Origin of the sequence: Streptococcus sp. 9.1(2021), from assembly GCF_030466425.1 — a bacterium.
GTDB classification, from domain to species: Bacteria; Bacillota; Bacilli; order Lactobacillales; family Streptococcaceae; genus Streptococcus; species Streptococcus wuxiensis.
Window position 1 is genome coordinate 1053534 of sequence record NZ_JAGQFU010000001.1, and the last position, 18015, is coordinate 1071548.

Annotated in this window: 15 protein-coding genes and 2 pseudogenes; 4 read left to right on the forward strand and 13 right to left on the reverse strand. The window is 37.1% G+C overall.

The features are described 5' to 3' along the window. The first annotated feature begins 305 nt into the window (after nucleotides 1-305). Genes hsdR through KBU52_RS05130 form a run of 3 tightly spaced genes read left to right on the forward strand, consistent with a single transcriptional unit; the run spans nucleotide 306 to nucleotide 5662 of the window. On the forward strand, nucleotides 306-2639 hold the full coding sequence (hsdR, locus tag KBU52_RS05120; RefSeq protein ID WP_006147897.1) for an EcoAI/FtnUII family type I restriction enzme subunit R: 2334 nt from the start codon (nucleotides 306-308) through the stop codon (nucleotides 2637-2639). Nucleotides 2640-2651: 12 nt separating this feature from the next. Further along, nucleotides 2652-4115 (forward strand): class I SAM-dependent DNA methyltransferase, encoded by a 1464-nt coding sequence (locus tag KBU52_RS05125; protein WP_000029046.1) that lies wholly within the window; start codon nucleotides 2652-2654, stop codon nucleotides 4113-4115. Beyond that, on the forward strand, nucleotides 4115-5662 hold the full coding sequence (locus KBU52_RS05130; protein ID WP_254724540.1) for a restriction endonuclease subunit S: 1548 nt from the start codon (nucleotides 4115-4117) through the stop codon (nucleotides 5660-5662). Before KBU52_RS05125 ends, KBU52_RS05130 begins: the two co-directional genes overlap by 1 nt. On the opposite strand, the gene KBU52_RS05135 is transcribed toward KBU52_RS05130, so the two are convergent. The 5 genes and pseudogenes from KBU52_RS05135 to KBU52_RS05155 all read right to left on the reverse strand — a co-directional run bounded on the left by KBU52_RS05135 (nucleotide 5610) and on the right by KBU52_RS05155 (nucleotide 8938). Then, the gene (locus KBU52_RS05135) at nucleotides 5610-6122 is read right to left on the reverse strand and encodes a restriction endonuclease subunit S (RefSeq protein ID WP_254724541.1); all 513 of its coding nucleotides are present in this window, start codon (nucleotides 6120-6122) and stop codon (nucleotides 5610-5612) included. The genes KBU52_RS05130 and KBU52_RS05135 overlap by 53 nt on opposite strands. A gap of 79 nt (nucleotides 6123-6201) precedes the next feature. Further along, nucleotides 6202-6999: a tyrosine-type DNA invertase PsrA gene (gene psrA / locus KBU52_RS05140; protein WP_000651177.1), complete on the reverse strand. Its 798-nt coding sequence runs from the start codon at nucleotides 6997-6999 to the stop codon at nucleotides 6202-6204. After that, nucleotides 6999-7760 (reverse strand): annotated as a pseudogene (locus tag KBU52_RS05145) (restriction endonuclease subunit S); the annotation flags it as partial. The pseudogene KBU52_RS05145 and the gene psrA, both read right to left, overlap by 1 nt. A 114-nt stretch (nucleotides 7761-7874) precedes the next feature. After that, nucleotides 7875-8336: pseudogene (locus KBU52_RS05150) on the reverse strand (restriction endonuclease subunit S); the annotation flags it as partial. 452 nt (nucleotides 8337-8788) lie between these two features. Next, entirely contained in the window at nucleotides 8789-8938 is a 150-nt protein-coding gene (locus tag KBU52_RS05155; RefSeq protein WP_080555153.1) for a cell envelope, read from the reverse strand. On the opposite strand from KBU52_RS05155, the gene KBU52_RS05160 reads away from it, so the two are divergent. Beyond that, nucleotides 8885-9037, forward strand: a complete 153-nt coding sequence (locus KBU52_RS05160) for a glutamine synthetase (RefSeq protein ID WP_254724614.1) — start codon at nucleotides 8885-8887, stop codon at nucleotides 9035-9037. The genes KBU52_RS05155 and KBU52_RS05160 overlap by 54 nt on opposite strands. 73 nt (nucleotides 9038-9110) lie before the next feature. On the opposite strand, the gene glnA is transcribed toward KBU52_RS05160, so the two are convergent. The 8 genes from glnA to uvrC form a co-directional block, all read right to left on the reverse strand. Further along, the gene (gene glnA / locus KBU52_RS05165) at nucleotides 9111-10457 is read right to left on the reverse strand and encodes a type I glutamate--ammonia ligase (protein WP_004251784.1); all 1347 of its coding nucleotides are present in this window, start codon (nucleotides 10455-10457) and stop codon (nucleotides 9111-9113) included. Nucleotides 10458-10492: 35 nt separating this feature from the next. Next, nucleotides 10493-10849, reverse strand: coding sequence for a transcriptional repressor GlnR (gene glnR / locus KBU52_RS05170; protein WP_000659542.1), 357 nt, complete (start codon nucleotides 10847-10849; stop codon nucleotides 10493-10495). A gap of 82 nt (nucleotides 10850-10931) precedes the next feature. Then, nucleotides 10932-11453, reverse strand: a complete 522-nt coding sequence (locus KBU52_RS05175) for an aromatic acid exporter family protein (protein WP_075568048.1) — start codon at nucleotides 11451-11453, stop codon at nucleotides 10932-10934. A 131-nt stretch (nucleotides 11454-11584) separates the two neighbouring features. After that, nucleotides 11585-12565 (reverse strand): phospho-N-acetylmuramoyl-pentapeptide-transferase, encoded by a 981-nt coding sequence (gene mraY, locus KBU52_RS05180; RefSeq protein ID WP_254724542.1) that lies wholly within the window; start codon nucleotides 12563-12565, stop codon nucleotides 11585-11587. A gap of 1 nt (nucleotide 12566) precedes the next feature. Continuing rightward, entirely contained in the window at nucleotides 12567-14822 is a 2256-nt protein-coding gene (gene pbp2X, locus KBU52_RS05185; RefSeq protein ID WP_254724543.1) for a penicillin-binding protein PBP2X, read from the reverse strand. Nucleotides 14823-14825: 3 nt separating this feature from the next. Next, complete coding sequence (ftsL, locus tag KBU52_RS05190; RefSeq protein WP_254724544.1) at nucleotides 14826-15143, reverse strand: cell division protein FtsL; 318 nt, start codon at nucleotides 15141-15143, stop codon at nucleotides 14826-14828. A 9-nt stretch (nucleotides 15144-15152) separates the two neighbouring features. Further along, nucleotides 15153-16103 carry a 16S rRNA (cytosine(1402)-N(4))-methyltransferase RsmH gene (gene rsmH, locus KBU52_RS05195; RefSeq protein WP_254724545.1) on the reverse strand — a complete coding sequence of 317 codons (951 nt, stop codon included), beginning with the start codon at nucleotides 16101-16103 and terminating at the stop codon, nucleotides 15153-15155. Between the two features lie 68 nt (nucleotides 16104-16171). After that, nucleotides 16172-17998 carry an excinuclease ABC subunit UvrC gene (uvrC, locus tag KBU52_RS05200; protein ID WP_254724546.1) on the reverse strand — a complete coding sequence of 609 codons (1827 nt, stop codon included), beginning with the start codon at nucleotides 17996-17998 and terminating at the stop codon, nucleotides 16172-16174. Nucleotides 17999-18015 lie beyond the last annotated feature (17 nt).

Below are 18015 nucleotides of genomic sequence, written 5' to 3' on the forward strand. Positions count from 1 at the left end.
ATTTTTGAACGGCTGATGTAGATATTTTATACTTTCAAAATGTTTAAATGTGATTATTTATTTTTGAAAAATAGCTCACCAGCTCGACTGAAAGTGCTTGTAGAATGATAATAAGTCGCCTGCCGAAAACAGCGAAAAATAGCGGTGTTATGCGGAGATAATCTGACTCGATGCTAAAGTATATTGTATACTTATTTTCAACAATTTAGCAGAGTATTTTTATAAATATGATATAATAGAAGTATAATTTGTTCTGATAGTTTATTTTATGGAGGAGTAGATTTTTAGAATGCGGAGGGTTCAATATGGTTGAGTTTATAAAGTCTAAGAAAGAAATGAGTGAGGAGGATATTAAAGCAAATTTCATCACTCCTGCTATTGTATCCAAAGGATGGAAAAATGGTGAGCATATCGCTTACGAAGAATACTTCACTGATGGTCGAATTGAGGTTAGAGGAGATAAGGCTCGACGTAAAGAAGGAAAAAAATCAGACTACTCACTGTATTACCAATTTGGAACTCGAATTGCAATTGTTGAGGCAAAGGATAATAAACACAGCGTTCGAGCAGGATTACAACAAGCTATTGAATATGGAGAGATTTTAGATGTTCCATTTGTTTATTCTTCGAATGGTGATGGCTTTATTGAACACGACCGTATCACGAGAGAAGAACGTGAACTGGAGTTAGACGAATTCCCTACTCGTGAAGAATTATTTTCTCGTATGACGAAGGAAAAAGGATTGACGTACGAAATTACAGAAGCTATCTCAACTCCATACTATACAGACGCCTTCTCAATGAAAACGCCACGCTATTATCAGCAAATAGCTATCAACCGTACTATTGAAACAGTTGCCAGAGGACAAAAACGAGTAATGTTTGTGATGGCAACAGGAACGGGGAAAACGTTCATGGCTTTTCAAATTATTCATCGCCTTCGAAAAGCTGGTTTGGCTAAACGAGTTTTATTCTTAGCGGATAGAAACATCTTAGTAGACCAAACGATGGCTGAAGACTTTAAGCCATTCGAAAAGGTAATGACGAAAATTACACCAAAACTTTTGACTGCTCCTGAAAAATTAAATTCTTTTGAAATTTATCTGGGGCTTTATCAGCAACTAACTGGTGAAGATGGAACTGAAACACATTATCAAAAGTTCGACAAAGATTTCTTTGATTTAATCATAATTGATGAAGCGCACCGTGGCTCAGCTAAGGAAGACAGTAACTGGCGCAAGGTGATTGATTATTTCAGTTCTGCTACACAAATTGGGATGACCGCTACTCCTACAGAAACCAAGAATGCTTCCAATATGGAATACTTTGGTGAGCCAATCTATACTTATAGTTTAAAACAGGGAATCGAGGATGGTTTTTTGGCTCCATATCGTGTTATGAGGGTTAATTTAGATGTGGATGTGGATGGTTATCGTCCAGAAACTGGAAAAGTTGATACTAACGGACAATTAATAGAAGATAGGTACTACGGCAGGAAAGATTTTGACAAAACCATTGTCATTGATGATAGAACGCAAAGAGTTGCCAAGTTTGTTTCTGATTATATGAAGCAAAACAATGCACGATTTGATAAGACAATTGTTTTTTGTGTTGATATTGACCATGCCGAGCGAATGCGTGCTGCGCTTGTAAAAGAGAATCTAGACTTAGTCCAAGAAGACTATCGTTATGTCATGCAAGTAACTGGTGACAACGCTGAAGGAAAAGCTCAACTGGATAACTTTATGGATGTCAATTCTAATTTTCCCGCTATTGTAACAACGTCTAAATTATTAACGACAGGAGTTAATGCTAAAACATGTCGTTTGATTGTTTTAGACTCTAATATCCAATCCATGACTGAATTTAAACAAATTATTGGTCGTGGCACACGTCTTTATCCTCAAAAGGGGAAAGAATTTTTTACGATTATTGATTTTCGAAATGTTACCAATTTGTTTGCTGACCCTGATTTTGATGGTGAACCAGTGAAGGTTCTGGAAACGGGCGCAAAAACAAACAATGGTACTACACCTGGTTTTGTAAACGAAGGTGGTGACCCAGTAGAAAAATATATCGTTACAGATAAGCAGGTTACCATTCTTAATTCTACTGTTCAAGTATTGGACGAAAATGGGAAACTGATTACCGAAAGCCTGACCGACTACACTCGGAAGAATATCTTAGGTAGCTACGCCACTTTGAACGATTTTATCACAGTTTGGCATACGGCGGATAAAAAGAAGCTTATCTTAGACGAACTTTATAAAAAAGGAGTTTATCTAGATGCTATTCGAGAGTCGGAGGGAATATCAGAACAAGAAATCGATGATTTTGATTTACTCCTAAAACTTGCCTATGGTCAAAAAGAATTAACCAAAACGGAACGTGTCAATAAACTCAAACAAAGCGGATATTTATATAAATATAGTGAGGAAGCGCGTGCTGTTTTGGAAATTTTACTGGACAAATACATGGACAAAGGTATTGGAGAACTCGAAAGCATTGAAACATTAAAACTTCCAGAATTTCAGATATATGGTGGAACCTTCAAAATCATCAATACTTATTTTGGAGATAAAAAACGATATTTACAAGCAATTAAAGAATTGGAGAAAGAGCTATTTACAGTAGCTTAATGAAAGGAAAGTATGTCAATTACATCATTTGTAAAAAGAATTCAAGATATCACTCGAAACGATGCTGGTGTTAATGGTGATGCTCAACGTATTGAGCAAATGTCTTGGTTATTATTCTTAAAAATTTATGATAGCCGTGAAATGGTTTGGGAATTAGAAGAAGACGAGTATGAGTCAATTATCCCAGAGGAATTAAAATGGCGGAATTGGGCTCATGCTCAAAATGGGGAACGGGTATTGACAGGCGATGAATTACTTGATTTTGTCAATAACAAGTTATTCAAAGAGTTGAAAGAGCTTGAAATAACTTCAAATATGCCTATTCGAAAAACGATTGTTAAATCAGCTTTTGAAGATGCGAACAACTATATGAAAAATGGCGTCTTGTTACGCCAAGTCATCAATGTTATTGATGAAGTTGATTTCAATAGCCCTGAAGATCGTCATTCGTTTAATGATATTTACGAAAAAATTCTTAAAGATATTCAAAATGCTGGGAACTCAGGAGAATTTTATACGCCACGTGCAGCGACTGATTTTATCGCCGAAGTTCTTGACCCAAAACTTGGAGAATCAATGGCAGACCTTGCTTGCGGAACAGGAGGCTTCTTGACTTCGACTCTGAACCGTTTAAGTAGTCAACGTAAAACTAGTGAAGATACCAAAAAATATAATACAGCTGTTTTTGGTATTGAAAAGAAAGCATTTCCTCATCTTTTAGCAGTTACAAATCTGTTTCTTCACGAAATTGATGACCCTAAAATTGTTCATGGAAATACTTTGGAGAAAAATGTTCGTGAATATACGGATGATGAAAAATTTGACATTATTATGATGAATCCACCTTTTGGAGGGTCAGAATTAGAAACAATAAAAAATAACTTTCCAGCAGAATTACGGAGTTCTGAAACGGCTGATTTATTTATGGCTGTCATTATGTATCGTTTGAAAGAAAATGGTCGTGTTGGAGTTATTTTACCTGATGGTTTTCTATTTGGTGAAGGTGTAAAAACTCGCTTGAAACAAAAACTGGTAGATGAGTTCAACTTGCATACGATTATTAGGTTGCCTCATAGTGTCTTTGCACCGTATACAGGAATCCATACGAACATTCTTTTCTTTGATAAAACAAAGAAAACAGAAGAAACTTGGTTTTATCGTTTAGATATGCCAGATGGTTATAAAAATTTCTCGAAAACTAAGCCGATGAAGTCAGAACACTTCAATCCTGTTCGTGACTGGTGGGAAAATCGTGAAGAGATTCTGGAAGGTAAGTTCTACAAATCTAAATCATTTACACCTAGTGAATTGGCTGAGTTGAATTATAATTTAGATCAGTGTGGTTTTCCAAAAGAGGAAGAGGAAATCTTAAATCCCTTTGAGTTGATTCAGAATTATCAAGCGGAAAGAGCAACTTTAAATCATAAGATTGATAATGTATTAGCTGATATTTTGCAGTTGTTGGAGGACAAATAATGACACCAGAACAACTTAAAGCAAGCATTCTCCAAAGAGCGATGGAAGGGAAATTAGTGCCGCAAAATCCCAATGACGAACCTGCAAGTGAATTGTTAAAGAGAATTAAAGCTGAAAAAGAAAAACTTATCAGTGAAGGAAAAATCAAACGAGATAAAAAGGAAACCGAGATATTTCGTGGTGATGATGGGAAACATTATGAGAAGTTTGCTGATGGAAGCACTCAAGAAATTGATGTTCCTTATGATATTCCTGAGAATTGGAAGTGGGTGAGGATAAAATCAATTTATTGGAATTTTGGGCAAAATAAGCCAGAGAAATTCTTTAGGTATATAGATACGTCTAGTATTGATAGAAAAAAGAATATAATCAACTATAAAAATCTACAATATCTTTCACCTGAACAAGCGCCTTCCCGTGCTAGAAAATTAGTTTCGCAGAATAGTGTCTTATTTTCAACAGTTAGACCATATCTAAAAAATATTGCTGTAGTTAGAGAACTTAAAGAGTATTTGATAGCTAGTACAGCATTTATTGTTTTGGATACTTTACTTAACGAAACATATTTGAAATATTATTTATTATCAGATAATTTTATCAATCGTGTTAATAATAAATCTACTGGAACAAGTTATCCTGCAATCAATGATTATAATTTTAATCTATTGTTAATTGCTATCCCTCCGCTAGCCGAACAACAACGAATAGTAGAAGTAATCGAATCAGCTTTAGAAAAAGTAGATGAATATGCTGAAAGTTATAATAGACTAGAACAGCTAGATAAAGAATTTCCAGATAAACTAAAAAAATCTATTCTTCAATATGCTATGCAAGGAAAATTAGTTGAACAAGACCCAAATGATGAATCAGTCGAAGTTTTACTTGAAAAAATACGAGCAGAAAAACAAAAACTCTTTGAAGAAGGCAAGATTAAAAAGAAAGATTTGGAGATTTCAATTGTTTCCCAAGGAGATGATAACTCTTATTATGGGAATATACCTATGAATTGGGTTGTTATAAAAATAAAAGATATTTTTTCAATAAATACAGGTCTTTCTTACAAGAAGGGCGATTTAAGCATTAATAATAAAGGTGTTAGAATTATACGTGGTGGTAATATTAAGCCTTTAGAATTTTCTCTTTTGGATAATGATTACTACATTGATACACAATTCATCTCCTCTGAGCAGGTTTATTTAAAACATAATCAGCTATTAACACCTGTATCAACCTCTTTAGAACATATTGGAAAGTTTGCAAGAATTGATAAAGACTATGATGGTGTTGTGGCTGGTGGATTTGTTTTCCAATTAACACCCTTCGAAAGTTCAGAGATTCTTTCAAAATTTCTATTATTTAACTTGTCCTCTCCGTTATTCTATAAACAATTGAAAGCAATAACTAAACTATCAGGTCAAGCTTTATATAATATTCCTAAAACTGCACTGAGCGAGCTATCAATTCCGTTAGCCCCTTTTGAGGAACAGGAACTTATTACTCAGAAAGTTGAGAAACTTTTTGAAAAAGTAAGTCAATTTCCTGGGTAATACGCATTTGTTCATTCCTAGGTAATACAGGAATCAATATGTTCCCCAAGTTATTTTTACTAACACCTCCAATTATTCCAGATTTATTTTCTTGGAAATCACTTAAAAATTGTGGACTTTGAAGAAAATAATAAAGAAATTTATTTTCTCCGTAGTAAAATGATAAATTACACAACTTATTACCAAAGCAGACATCTTGTTTCAACAATCCTATTTTGCGTCCAGCACTGCCACCTTCTAAGCACAGCAATACAGAATTGAAGTAGCTAATTTTGAATTTTGACAAATAGTTATCGGGAATTTTAATACCATTATCATAATTAATAGTGTTATCAAAATTGACATCCTTGGTTGCAATATAATTAATCCCATCTACTCCAGAAAAATATTTTTTCTTTTCAGTAGCGTTAATACTATTTCCAGTATAGAGATTGGAGACACTATCTAGAGTTGAAAGCATCCAGTTTCTCGGTAACTGCTCATAATAAGAGCCATAATCACAAAAATAACAGGTAGTCAGTTTGACTACCTGTTATTTTTTACCAATTAACAATTTTATCTACAATATTTTGTTGTTCAGTAGCTGTTTTCCTTAGATAAATTCGAGTAGTTTCTATACTTTCGTGTCCCATCAAATCTGCGAGCAAGGCAATATCGTTATACTTCGCTAAAAAATTCTTAGCAAATAAATGCCTAAAAGAATGAGGGTAAATTACTTTAGGATTCATTTTGTATTTATCAGCATAATTTTTTAACTGTTGAGCAACTCCTCTTGCTGTAATTGGTTCGTTAAATTTATTCAAAAATAAATATCCACTTCGGCGATTTTCTGATTCTAACCAACTAAGACAACTATTTCTTAATTTTTTAGGAATGTACAGTCTACGAATTTTACCACCTTTTGAGTAAATGTCAAAATAACCGATTTCTACATGCTCTACTTTTAGTTTAATAAGTTCACTTACACGAGCCCCAGTTGCACCTAAAAACCAAACGACAAAATGCCATTTTAAAATACCATCTTTTTTCAAACTACGTTTAAGAAAAAGGTAATCAGCATGGCTAATGACATCTTCTAAAAACGGTTTTTGCTGTACTTTAACAAATTTTAATTTCAAATCATCATGACCAATAAAGGCCAGATATTTATTTACTCCTTGTAGTCGCAAATTGACAGTTTTAGGTTTAAAATTGTCTAATAAATATCCCTTGTATTCAAATAAATCTTCCATTTTGAGTTCGTAATTCTCCAAGAAAAATCGAACACCATAAAGGTATGATCGCACAGTATTTTCAGCTAAACCAGCTTTCTTCAAATGTAATTCAAAATCTTTCAACGCAAAACTCCTATCTTATGTTTGATAGAAATTCCACCGCACGTAAAACTATTATACTAAATTAGTGCGTCAATAATGGCGAAAGATTTTTCGATTTTATCAACTATTCTGGATTGTTCAGGAAGGGGTGGGAGAGGGATAAGAATAGAAGCAACTTTATCACTATTCAAGTTTTTCACAACAGCTCCACTAATTAGAGATAAAAATTGAGAATAAACTACATTTGATGAAAGAATATAGAATAGGTAATCTCTATTTAATGAGTTTTCATAGTTCGAAATAGCCAACCATCCATCGTGTATTGCACCATCAACATTCAAAATATAAGGTCTACCAAAACTCATAGAATTAGTTAACAAAAATGTACCTTTTTTTACAAATCTAGTTTTGTTAAGCCCTGATTTTTTGATTTTTTCTTTAACATTATTTATATACTTTTCACCCTTTTCAGTATCACCTATTTTTATCCAATTTATTCCATCTACTTCGGAAGTAAGATAATCTTTGATTGGTCGTGGAGAACCACCTCTAACAATTTCAACCAATGTAGAAAACCTCACCCACTCCCAACTTTTTGGTATTTCATAAGGAACTTCCTCATAATAAGAGTTATCATCTCCTTGGGAAACAATTGAAATCTCCAAATCTTTCTTTTTAATCTTGCCTTCTTCAAAGAGTTTTTGTTTTTCTGCTCGTATTTTTTCAAGTAAAATTTCGACTGATTCATCATTTGGGTCTTGTTCAACTAATTTTCCTTGCATAGCATATTGAAGAATAGATTTTTTTAGTTTATCTGGAAATTCTTTATCTAACTTTTGTAGTTGATTGTAGCTTTCAGCGTAAATTTCAACCTTTTTCAAGGATCGTTCAATTTGAGCAACAATCCGTTTTTGTTCGGCGAGGGATGGAAGGGGGAGGAGAGTTTCCTTTAACATTTTTTGAGTAACTTGAAAAATTGTAGTTGTGTTTGCATCGTCAAGCTGACTTCTGAAATGACTTGATTGAAAAAAATAGTTCATAAAAGTAGAGGAAACGGATATAGGACGAATTACTGACATAAATGCACCAAAACTCGTTTTCGTCTTTAAATTTCCGACAATAGCTGTCTTTCCGACAAGCTGCTTACTACCACTTCTAACAGCCATTAAAATATCATTTTTGTTTAGCCACTCATTTTCCTTTATTATTGTTTTTTCAGATACAAAGGCTAAATCTAGTGTGCTAATTTTCCCGTTTTTAATATTATTAGCCTTATAGATAGGTATTCCTGTTTCTTGAACTTCACTCGGTTTAAAAGTCAGCCCAATATTTGTAGTACAAATATTACCAACCCTCACCCACTCCCAATTCTCAGGAATATCATAAGGAACATCAATTTCTTGAACACTTCCATCAGCGAACTTCTCATAATGTTTCTTATGTGCTTCAAATATATAAAAAGGCGTAAAAATACGCCTATAGATAATGGAGTTAAAATAGGTTTATTGCTGATGAGATTGTAGATAGTTTAATTTTTTACTTCCAAACGAATATTCAAAACCTCCACTTTTTCTGCCTATAGTTGTTCGTCCTAAAATTCAATATTTTCAGATTTTTTCGTTTGGCAACCTCGGCAGAAATATTCTTGTGGTCGTTCAAGATTCAAAAATCGACAAGCATAAACAAAACGATCGCCATCATCATTTATTAGGATAATATAGTAGATTGAAATAAGATGTGAACAAATCGATTAGGAAAGTTAAATTAATTTCTAGAAATGTTTTAGCAGGTACAGTGTACTATTCTAGTCTCAATTCACTATAGGTTCAAATATATCTTTCAAAAAAATATTTACAGATGTGTAATTTTGAAGCTTGCAAAAGTTAGTAAGCTTGTAGATTTCGATTTGAGGCAGTTTGTTTTCTTTCCCGATATTGTTTTCAAAATTGAATTTTTCTATAGTGACTCCTTGATTTTCTTCTACACGTTTGATGATAGATCTAATTTGCAAAAGAATCAAGAGGATTTTCGAAAAATAAATAGCGACCGAAATCGCTAATTTAGGGGTTATAAGTATTCGATTGCTTAGACTGCTGTATGACTGCTTACCCTCAGACAATCTTTCTTCTCTATTAGTATAGATCTAAGTAGTTATCAATTTCCCATTGTGAAACGAAGGTTGCATAGCTTGCCCACTCAATTCGTTTGGCTTCAAGGAAGCTAGTGTAGATGTGTTCACCTAGAGCTGCTTTAACCACTTCATCTTCTGTCATAGCCTTCAAAGCGTTGTGAAGAGTTGATGGAAGGTCTGTGATACCAGCCTCTTTACGTTCTTCTGCAGTCATGATATAGATATTTTCTTCGATTGGCGCTGGTGCTTCGATTTTGTTTTCAATACCGTGCAAACCAACCTCCAAAAGAACAGCCATTGCGATATATGGATTTGCCATTGGGTCTACTGAGCGCAATTCCAAACGTGTTCCCATTCCACGAGTAGCAGGAACGCGTACTAACGGTGAACGGTTACGACCTGCCCAAGCGATGTAAACAGGTGCTTCATACCCTGGAACCAAACGTTTGTATGAGTTAACTGTCGGGTTCATGATAGCTGTGTAGTTGTAAGCGTGCTTGATCAAACCACCAAGGAAATGATAGGCTGTTTCTGACAATTGCATTCCTTTTGGATCATTTGGATCAAAGAAAGCGTTGTTCCCTTCATCATCAAACAAGGACATATTGCAGTGCATTCCTGAACCAGCGATACCAAATTTAGGTTTAGCCATAAAGGTTGCATACAAACCATGTTTACGCGCAATTGTCTTTACAACAAGTTTAAAGATTTGAATCTTATCACAAGCACGAAGAACTTCATCATACTTAAAGTCAATCTCGTGTTGACCTACGGCAACTTCGTGGTGACTGGCCTCTACTTCAAATCCCATTTTAGTCAAGACATTTACAATCTCACGACGGGTATTATCGGCAAGGTCTGTAGGCGCCAAATCAAAGTAACCACCCTTGTCATTTACCTCGAGAGTTGGGTCTCCATTTTCATCAAGCTTAAATAGGAAGAATTCTGGTTCTGGACCAAGGTTGAAAGATTTGAATCCTACTTTTTCCATGTGATGAAGAGCTCGTTTAAGGTTGCTTCGAGGATCTCCAGCAAATGGCTCTCCTTCTGTTGTATAGACATCACAGATCAATCCTGCGACACTACCGTTCTCATCTCCCCAAGGGAAGACAGTCCATGTGTCCAGGTCAGGGTACAAGTACATATCTGATTCATTGATACGAACAAACCCTTCAATAGAAGATCCATCAAACATAGCCTTGTTTGACAAGACCTTGTCTAGTTGTTCATCTGTAGCAGGAATTTCGACGTTTTTCATTGTTCCCAAAATATCTGAAAACATGAGACGGATAAAGGTTACATTTTTTTCCTTAACTTCACGACGAATATCTGCAGCTGTGATTGGCATGGTTTTTCTCCTTATATATGACGACTTGCGGTTGCCTAACCGCGACCAAAAGGTGATTGTTGAGAAGCAAAGCGACTTTGTTGAAGAACCTCATTCCGAAGGGCCCGACGCACCTCAGTTTGACTGACTGGTTTTTTAGCTTTCGCCTCACGTTCGGCATATTTTTTCTTGATAGCAGCAATGTTCAGACCTTCAGAGATATAATCCTTAATCTCAAGCAACCGATCCATATCATTTAAAGAATACATCCGGCGATTGCCTTCGTTTCGATCAGGTTTTATCAACTCCTGATCTTCATAATAACGAATTTGACGCGCCGAAAGATCGGTCAGCTTCATAACACTACCAATGGGGAAAACTGCCATATTGCGACGAAATTCTTTTTCCTTCATGTGCACTTCCTCTTCTTTCTGTCTATTATAGTCTAAAAAAAATCAATCGTCAATTGTTAATGTCATATCTTGTGACATTATTTTATTTTTTCTGTATGAGACTCCGCAAGCGATCAATATCATAATTTACTAGAATTGCTACAAAAACTCCCATAAAAGTCTCAAAAACTCGAGCAAACACGTACAAAACAGTCTCTCCGCTCGGAATTGATAGGGTAATAATCAGCATGGCTGCAACTCCCCCAATGACCCCTGACTTATTGTTCATGGCAACATTTGTCATGATGGTTAACATGGTACATATCGGAACCACAAGGAGAGTTACCCAAAAGGCTCCATGAAAAAAGTTATTCAAGAGAAAGAAAATCAGCGCATAAAAACCACCGATACTATTCCCTAAGATACGAGATGTCCCAAAATGGACACTCTTATCAAAGTCTTCTCTCAAGCTAAAAACGGCTGTAAGAGCTCCAATCTGAAGTCCCTTCCATCCAAAAAAACCAAAAATCATGAGGACCAAAAAAACAGCGATTCCTGTTTTAAAGGTGCGCATCCCCAACTTAAACTTAGATTTATCAAATCTATACTTTTTAAAATAACTCATCATTTCATCTTTCTTTTTTTCCATTTTATCATAATTTTACTTTTTTGAGAAAAGGATTCCTCAACTGAAGAAAATAGGAACTAAAAAGAGAAGGGTATAAATCCTTCTCTTTTATATTCCAATATTCTATTTTAGAATAAATACATGAAAGCCAAGGTGACGAGACTAGCAAGCAAGCCCACTCCCCAAAAGAAGAAATCGACTTTCCACTCACTCCATGCTTGACCTTTACCAGAAAATCCACCCAACTCAAAATGGTGATGAACTGGTGTCATTCGAAAGATACGTTTCCCGCCAGACAACTTAAAGTAGGTAACTTGCATCATGACAGATGTTGTTTCAAAAACATACACTATACCAATCAGGAGTAGCGTCCATTCTTGGTGCAGTGCCATAGAAATAGCGGCCAACATCCCTCCAAGAGCAAGACTTCCGACATCTCCCATAAAAACTTTAGCAGGCTTATGGTTAAAGACAAAGAAACCAAGAAGACCACCAATCATAGCAAGAATCACTAGGAGAATATCCAATTGGTTTTGTACATAAGCAATGACTCCATAGGCAGATAGGCTAATCACTACTGAGATACTTGCCAAGCCATCAATTCCGTCAGTCAAGTTAACAGCATTTGAAAAACCAACCAACCAGAAGAGAGCAAAGAAAATGTAAAGAACGCCTAAGTGCAATGGATAACCAAATACATTTAAGACATCCCCTCCTCTTTCATAAAAGAGATAGAAGATAACTCCTCCTACTAATTGAAGCAAGAGCTTTTGTTTAGGATTGAGCCCTTCATTGATTTTACGAAAAACCTTGAGGAAATCATCTAAGAAGCCAACCAAACCATACAAAACGAGAATAAAGAGGATCATTCCGACATTGTTGGTTAGTTGATTAGTCAAAAGTGCAAGAACTAAACTAACTAAAACACTTGTTACGAGGAAGACTATTCCTCCCATTGTTGGCGTCCCAGCTTTTGCTTGGTGCTGTTTAACATCCTCATGCATCTGTTGACCAGTAATTTGTGCTTTACGGTAAAAACGGATAAAAGCTGGAATTCCTACCACTGTAAGAACAAAAGTAAGGATCCCAGGAAAGATAGAAACTAGCATTCTAATCTCCTAATGTTATTTTTATTTTCTGTAAATCTTTTAAAGCTGTATTAGAACGAACACTTTGTTTTTTAACAATTTCTCCTGTACCTTCAAATTCAACTTCAAGATTCAACCATTTGGCAAAGGTTTCAACATTTTTCTTAGACCAGCCATATAAGTCAGGCATCTCTTCTACCTTGTCTGAAAGGAGTAAGATTTGCTCATTAGCGTCTAGATTGGTTCCTTCTGCCACTGAACTGTCCTTGATTTTTGTTCCTGAACCGATAACGATTGGTTGAACAAGATTGCGTCTCAGTTCCTCTGCCATATCTCCCGGACTATAGTCCTTGGTCGCTGGCATTGCATAACTAGTTGTTGTTGTAACTTGATCCAGATTTTTAGCTGTAGACTGAAGATTAAGAGATTCTTTCATGGCAGAAGCTCGTTCAAGAATAGGATTAGCAAATTCTCCAAACCAAGGGTTAGAAAAGTGTTCTGGCTGTTGAACTGTTACGTAAAGAATAAAATCAGGATTTTCAGAAGGATGCATGGTTACTACAGAAAAGATATAATTGGTTTTCCCAACTAAATATCCTCCGTTTTGCTCATCGGCAATTTGAGCTGTTCCAGATTTGACAGAAACATTCTGACCAGGAACAGTAATTACTGGTTTATTATCATTACGATTATACATGGTTCCATAGATAGGATCCGTACCAACCAAAATCATATTCTCACGAGTCAAACTAGCCGCTTCTTTAGAAACAGGATTCCCTACAATCTCCCTTTGTGATTTACGAACAGTCTGATCATTTGGATCATAGAGGGCACTAATAAACTTCGGTTCAAGCATAACCCCATCATTTGCAATTGCTGTAAAAGCACGAAGCATCTGGGTCTGAGTAACAGAAATCCCTTGACCAAAAGCACTCATGGCAATATTAACAACATTATCTTCAGGTAACTGACCAGCATACTCATCACTCATACCAAAACGGGTTGGAACTCCAAACTTAAATCGATTGAGGTATTCTAACCAAGTAGCATCCCCCATCTTTTGTTGGAGCAAGGTCATACCCACATTACTTGAGTGAGCAAAACCTTGAGAGTATGTCATTATACTTCCTGCTGATAAACCATCATTAACATCCCAGTCTCTGATAGTCGCATCAGCTACCTTCAATTCGCTACTGTTGAAATATTCTCCTCCAGGGAAGGTATTATTGTCAATTGCTGAAGCTAAAGTAATCACCTTCATGGTTGAACCTGGTTCATAGTTACTTTGGTAAAGGATATCACGCCAGACAAAGTCCTCTGTAATCCCTTCTTTGGTATCAGCATCAAAGGTTGGTCTTTGAGTTGTAGCGAGAATCTCTCCCGTCTTGGCACTAACCAAGGTCGCAGTCATATACTTGCCTTTTAGTTTTTCTTGGAAGGCATCCATTTGACTTTCCATAAAGGACTGCAAAGGACTAGATAGGGTCGTATAGACGTCTTTCCCGTTTACGGTCTGTTGGGTGACTTGTTCTGTACCAGGAACAATATTACCTAGACGGTCTTTTTCGTATGTAATAATACCATCTGTCCCTGCCAGCAAGCTATTTAAGGAGCGCTCCATACCAGATGTACCAATGAGACTTTTTGTCCCATCTTCATTTTCATGTAACTGTGCTAAACCAATAAAGGATGAGGCAAATTTCCCATTTGGATAACTTCGATTTGGACTAGTCGTAAAATTAACACCCTCAACCTTCGCAGCTTCTAAGTCCTGTTTAATGGACATCATATTAGCGTAGGTAATTCCATTTCCTTTAGCACCAAAGGAAACCTGTTTGAGATTTGGTTGAGAGAGTTGATCCTTGACGTAGGTCTCCTCCATATCCAAGTACTTATGGAAAATTTCGGCTACCTTATTGTACTGAGATTCTTCTACATATAGAACATCTCCATTAGCTGACTTATAATCCTTATCAATGACCGCATAAACATTGTAGGAGGTTGCATCTTCTGCAATCGGCGTTCCATTACGATCATAAATGGTCCCCCTCTTAGCAGGAACTGTCAGAGTTGTTTGGTGAACCTTACTAGCTTCTTTGACCAGGTCAACGCCAAACTTCTTCCCCGTACCAATAATCACCGCAAAGTTAACCAAAAAAACAGCAAAGAGAAAGACGGCTAAGAGACTAAGGCTCTTCCCAACTCGTCTGCGGTTTTCAAGGGGAGATTTGCGATTCTTAATGGCAAAGTGTACTATTTTTTCTTTCCAGGTTTTCATATACTACTCCGCCGATCGGATATTTTCATTGTTTAGTTGCAGTTCTTGCGAATCCGCAATCCCTGACAGTCGTTCTGAACGGATCAATTCATTGACTTCTTGCTTAGCATCATCCAACTCCGTTTTCTTTTCTTCAATTTGAGCATTAACAGTCGTTAGTTCACTCTGGACTTGTAAAAGCTTGGTTTGCATATAGACCACACTGATGGCTAAGACAAGGGCTGTAATGGCAATTGAAAGGTAAAAGGCCTTTTCAACACGTGAAAATCTCTTGATACGAGCTTGCAGTAATTGGCTCGTCGTTTCTCTTTTTTCTACCATTTTATCCCCTTACTTGTGAATTTTTCGAGCTACTCGTAGCTTGGCTGAGTGGGAACGATTATTGGCTTCCAACTCCTCCTTGCTTGGTAGAATCGGTTTGCGAGAGACTAATTCCATTTTAGGCTTGAGATCATCCGGGATGAATGGTAAGCCTTTTGGAACCTCTACCGTCGAAGCTTCCTTAAATAACTGTTTGGTCAAGCGGTCCTCCAGTGAATGGAAGGTAATCACTGATATTCTGCCATCTAGAGCCAGCATATCCATAGCCTGCTGGATTGATTCATCTGCAGCACCCAGTTCATCATTGACCTCTATACGGATAGCTTGGAAAATTTGTTTGGCTGGGTGGCCTTTTTTCTTGAGCTCCTTTGCCGGTTTGGCAGATTTGATAATCTCTGCCAATTCTGTCGTGGTCTCAATCGGTTTCTGTTCACGCGCCTGTTCAATTTTTCGAGCAATCTGTTTGGAAAACTTGTCTTCTCCATATTTGAAAAAGATTCTTACCAAATCATGGTAGTCGTAGTGATTAACGACTTCATAAGCGGTCAAACTAGCTTCCTGATTCATGCGCATATCCAGTGGTGCATCCTTCTTATAGGAAAAACCACGTTCACGCTGATCTAACTGCGGGCTTGACACACCTAAATCATAACAAATTCCATCAATTTCAGTCACACCTAAGTCATGTAAGCGGTCCTTCAAATGACGGAAATTATCCTTGATGAAGGTGACCATGCCCTTTTCAATGTAAGGCGCCAAACGTTTTTGTGCATTATCAATAGCGTTTTGGTCCTGGTCAAAGGCATATAAATGCCCCTTCTCACTTAACTTACTTAATAAATACTCGCTGTGTCCTGCTCCTCCCAAGGTCGCATCAACGTAAATACCACCAGGTTTTACATCTAGCATATCAATGGTCTCATGGAGCATGACCGTTACATGATGAAATTCTTTTGTCATATCTTATCTATTTTACCACAAATCCGACTAGCTTGCACCCACTAAAACCAAAACATTCCATTGCTACTTTATTCCTTGTATCCAAGAGGTTTCTCAGCTACTTGGGCTAGCGCTGAGTCTTCTTCTAGATTTAAGTGTCGATGAACTGCCTCTGCCACTGCTCTTGGTATACCAACTGCAACAATTTCGTCCACGCTAGCTTCCTTGATTTTTGTCAGAGATTTGAAATACTTCATCAAATTCTGCTTGCGTTTGGGGCCTAAGCCTTCAATTCCATCCAATTGAGAGGAGAAGGAATTTTTAGAACGAAGTTGACGGTGGAATGTAATGGCAAAGCGGTGCACCTCATCCTGAATGCGTTGCAAGAGGAAAAATTCCTGAGAATTGCGAGACAACTCTACCACCTCAAGCGGATCTCCAAAAAGTAATTCATGGGTTTGGTGCTTGTCATTCTTTTGAAGTCCTGCGATGGGAATGTCTAAGCCCAACTCTTCTTGAATAACCTGCTTAGCAATGTTAACCTGTCCCTGACCACCATCGATAACGATTAGATCTGGCGGTGTCAAACCGTCACGCTGGACCCGTCCATAACGTCTACGAATAACCTCTCGCATACTTGCATAGTCATCTGGTCCGACCACAGTCTTGATTTTATACTTGCGGTAATCCTTCTTACTCGGTTTTCCGTTGACAAAAACAACCATAGCAGAGACTGGACTAGTCCCCATAATATTAGAGTTGTCAAAAGACTCGATACGGACTGGAGTTGGAATTTGTAGAAGTCGCCCAAGATTTTCAATAGCTCCTTGAGTCTTTTCAACTGATTTTTCCAACAGATTAAACTTCTGCTCTAAACTAACACGAGCGTTTTTGATAGCCAGATTAACCAGTTGCTTCTTCTCCCCTCGTTGGGGTTTGAGAATTTTGGTATCCACCAAGGCCTTAACGGCTTCTTCATCAATATCCTGAGGAATCAAAATCTCATTGGGAACCAGATGAGATTTTTCTTGATAAAACTGTCCTACATAGGTCAAGAAATCCTCGTCTGGATCGTTGTAGTAAGGGAAGAGATTGACATCGCGTTCAATCAATTTACCCTGACGGACAAAGAAAACCTGGACACACATCCAACCCTTATCCACGTAGTAACCAAATACATCCCGGTTCTGCAAATCCTTGGCCATGACCCGCTGTTTGGTCCGCAGAGTCCCAATGGCCTGAATCAAATCACGGTATTCCGCTGCACGTTCAAACTCCATACTTTGGACCGCCACAGCCATCTTCTCCTTAAGTTCATCAATGATTTTATCGTCTTGTCCCTTGAGAAAATCAGAGACTTCTTGCGCCATAGATTTGAAATAGGCTTCATCCTTTTGACAAACCGTATGAGCCATACACTGGCCGATATGGTAATAAAAACAAACCTTGGAAGGAGGATTGGTACACTTACGAAATGGGAAAATCCGATCCAATAGCCGTTTGATTTCATTAGCCGCACCAACGTCTGGATAAGGACCAAAGTATAATCCCCCATCCTTCTTGACCTGACGGGTGATAATCAAGCGAGGATAGCGCTCATTGGTGATTTTGATGAAAGGGTAGGACTTATCATCCTTGAGCATAATATTGTACTTAGGCTTGTTTTCCTTGATGAGATTAATCTCTAAAAGAAGGGCCTCAATATTAGACTCCGTGACAATAAACTCAAAATCCACAACCTCAGATACCATGGCTTCTGTCTTGGTATCATGGCTCCCACGGAAGTAGGACCGCACCCGATTGCGCAGATTTTTAGCCTTTCCTACATAAATGATAGTGCCGTTTTTATCTTTGTGAATGTAACAACCAGGGCTAGTCGGCAAGAGCTCTAGTTTTGATTTAATCAAGTTATCCATAGTTCCATTATAGCAAA